The organism is Promineifilum sp. (SeqCode), assembly GCF_041918635.1.
Classification (GTDB): Bacteria; Chloroflexota; Anaerolineae; order Promineifilales; family Promineifilaceae; genus Promineifilum.
In genome coordinates, this window is sequence record NZ_JAYRVJ010000765.1 from 1 (window position 1) to 2,368 (window position 2,368).

Consider the following 2,368-nt stretch of genomic DNA (forward strand, 5'->3'; position numbering starts at 1 on the left):
GATCAAGCCCCTGCTGGGCTTCGTCGTCGCCAAGGATGCGCCTATTCTGGCCGGGGCCATCGCCTGCCGCGCCGACTATCTGGCGACGTTCGACCGGCAGCACTTGATCGGCATTGACACGTCGCACCTTTCAACCACGCTGGTTATCGCTACGCCGGGAGATGTGCTTGAGCGGACTCGTTGACAGCGTATCATAACGCCGCTGGGGGGCGCTGCCCCCCAGACCCCCCCAGAGGATCAGAGGGTCAGAGTCCAGAGGGTCAGAGTCCAGAGGTTAAGAGGACGGGGACACCGCCAACCGCGCGCCGTTGATCCTGTTGTCGTAGTCGGGATTGTACCTGTTGCGATACGCGCCGCGCAGCGACGACGCGTCGCTTGTGTAATAGGCTCCTCCTTTGAGGACACGCAACCCTTTACCTTGCTCATACAATGACGCGGACCACTCCCAGACGTTGCCGGCCATGTCAGCGCAACCATAGGGGCTATCTCCCTTGGGCGAGTACTTGCCAACCGGCGTCGTGTCGCCGACGTTCTTGTTGAAGTTGCAGCGCTCGGCCGTCGGCTCCTCGTTGCCCCATGGATAGAGGCGGCCGTCCGTCCCCCGCGCCGCTTTCTCCCACTCCTGTTCGGTAGGCAGACGCAAGCCGGCCCACTCGGCCAAAGCCTGGGCATCATACCAATTAATGTAAACCACCGGATGATCCAGCTTGTCCGGCGGTGGGGCATTTTCCTTCCAATGGCTGGGGGCGCGATGGCCGGTCGCGTCCACGAAGCGCTTGTATTGGGCGTTGGTGACAGGGTAGCGGCCGATCCAGTACTCCGGCAACTCGACCGTCTCCTTGTTGTCGCCAAACAGGAACGGCCCAGCCGGGATACGGATGAGTTCGATGCCGCTCTTTTCGTGGATGTAGCGGTCGGGCGGAGCAGGGGAGCGGGGGAGCAGGGGGGACAAACTGCCCTTCGCCGAGCCGCGCCAGCAACTCGCGCCACCCGGCCGCGTAATCGCGGTCGCACATCACCCACTGGTAGGCATGCCACATCGGTTCGTAGCGATCCCGCTCCAGGCAGATCGGGATGAAACGCATCTCGCCCGCCCGCTCCAGTTCGATGGCGACGTTGGTCTCCATCTCCACCCACGGCGATTCGGCCGCCGCCGGCGTCAGGACCAGCAGCATGATGCCGCTCTCGGCCAGGCCGCGGTTGATGGCCGACACCCACTGGCCTTCGGGAATGCTCTCCGGGGCGATCCAGATGGTATATCCCTCGCGCCGCAGATCGGCGGCCAGACGGTGGGCGAAAGCGGCGTCGGCCGTGGCGTGGCTGACGAAAATCTGACGCGGGTTGCGCGGCGAGCGTCGCCGGTCGCGGCGGGGTGATGGCTCGGCTGTCACCGCCGGCCAGGCCGCTACCTCACCAAACGCCGCCTGATACGGCCCCGCGCGCTGACTCGACAGCACAGCGCGCAGATCGGCGAGCCGGCCGAGGCGCTCCATATGGAGGACCAGTTCGCGCGCCTTGCCCGCCCGGCCCTCGCCGCCCAGGTCATCATACTCGATACCCAGGTTGAAGCACAGCGTCTTTAGCGGCTCCAGGCTGAAATGGTCGAGGAGGAATTGGTGTAGCTGGGTGGCGTCTGGCTGGCTCATGGCATCCGATTGCGCCTAGTATAGCCGGCCGGGGCAGGCTTGCCAGTAGAGACGTTCCGGCGGAACGTCGCTACGTCTCGGCAAAGGGGTTGACGATGGTCACGCCTTGCACAACGCGGCCGTGTTGCAGGTCTTCGGTCAGCAACGTGCGGCAGCCACTCTCCAGGGCTGCCGTCACGATTAGCGCATCATAGAGCGAGTAGCCCGTCTCCTGAACGATGAGCAGGGCGCGATCATAGGAGGATGGGGCGGGGAAGTATCGGCACAACGGCTGGAGCACCGTTCGCAGGTGTTCGCGGCATTCCGGGATGGTCATGGGGCGCTCGAACTTGCGCAGAGCAGCGTATAGGAACTCCTGCACGACCTGAGCGCTGATAGTCCCGTGTCCACTGTTGAGCGCCTCCCGCACCAGGCGCTCAGCAATCACCTGCTTGGCCGGCGCGGTCTGATCGAACACGTAAATCAACACATTCGTATCGAGAAAAAACAAGTCAGGCTCATCAACGGCGCTCATTCAGTTCCTCACGGGTGAACTTGCGCCCGGCATTCACGTGCGCCAGCCGGCGCATCAGGTCGTCATATTGTGCCTGTGCATGTTTCTGAGTCGTTACATTTCGCTGTGTGACGTAGCGTTCCAACCACTCGCGGAACAACTCGTTGAGCGTCGTGTTCTGCAGCGCCGCCTGCCGCCGCGCCTCGCGGATGAGCGCCTCATCGGCCGA

General features: G+C 63.7%; 4 protein-coding genes and 1 pseudogene. 1 reads left to right on the forward strand and 4 read right to left on the reverse strand.

Annotated elements, in window-relative coordinates; translation table 11 throughout:
• Positions 1-184, forward strand: a 184-nt coding sequence (locus tag ACE3UY_RS22020) for a hypothetical protein (protein ID WP_374689622.1), incomplete at its 5' end; no start/stop codon positions are given.
• Positions 185-274: 90 nt separating this feature from the next.
• Here the strand turns inward: ACE3UY_RS22020 and ACE3UY_RS22025 are convergent.
• The 4 genes and pseudogenes from ACE3UY_RS22025 to ACE3UY_RS22040 all read right to left on the reverse strand — a co-directional run.
• Entirely contained in the window at positions 275-952 is a 678-nt protein-coding gene (locus tag ACE3UY_RS22025) for a formylglycine-generating enzyme family protein (RefSeq protein WP_374689623.1), read from the reverse strand.
• 34 nt (positions 953-986) lie between these two features.
• A pseudogene (locus ACE3UY_RS22030) lies at positions 987-1,646 on the reverse strand (TIR domain-containing protein); the annotation flags it as partial.
• A 70-nt stretch (positions 1,647-1,716) separates the two neighbouring features.
• Positions 1,717-2,160: a PIN domain-containing protein gene (locus ACE3UY_RS22035; RefSeq protein ID WP_374689624.1), complete on the reverse strand. Its 444-nt coding sequence runs from the start codon at positions 2,158-2,160 to the stop codon at positions 1,717-1,719.
• Positions 2,147-2,368 (reverse strand): hypothetical protein (locus ACE3UY_RS22040; protein WP_374689625.1); only part of this gene is annotated, 222 nt, incomplete at its 5' end. The genes ACE3UY_RS22035 and ACE3UY_RS22040, both read right to left, overlap by 14 nt.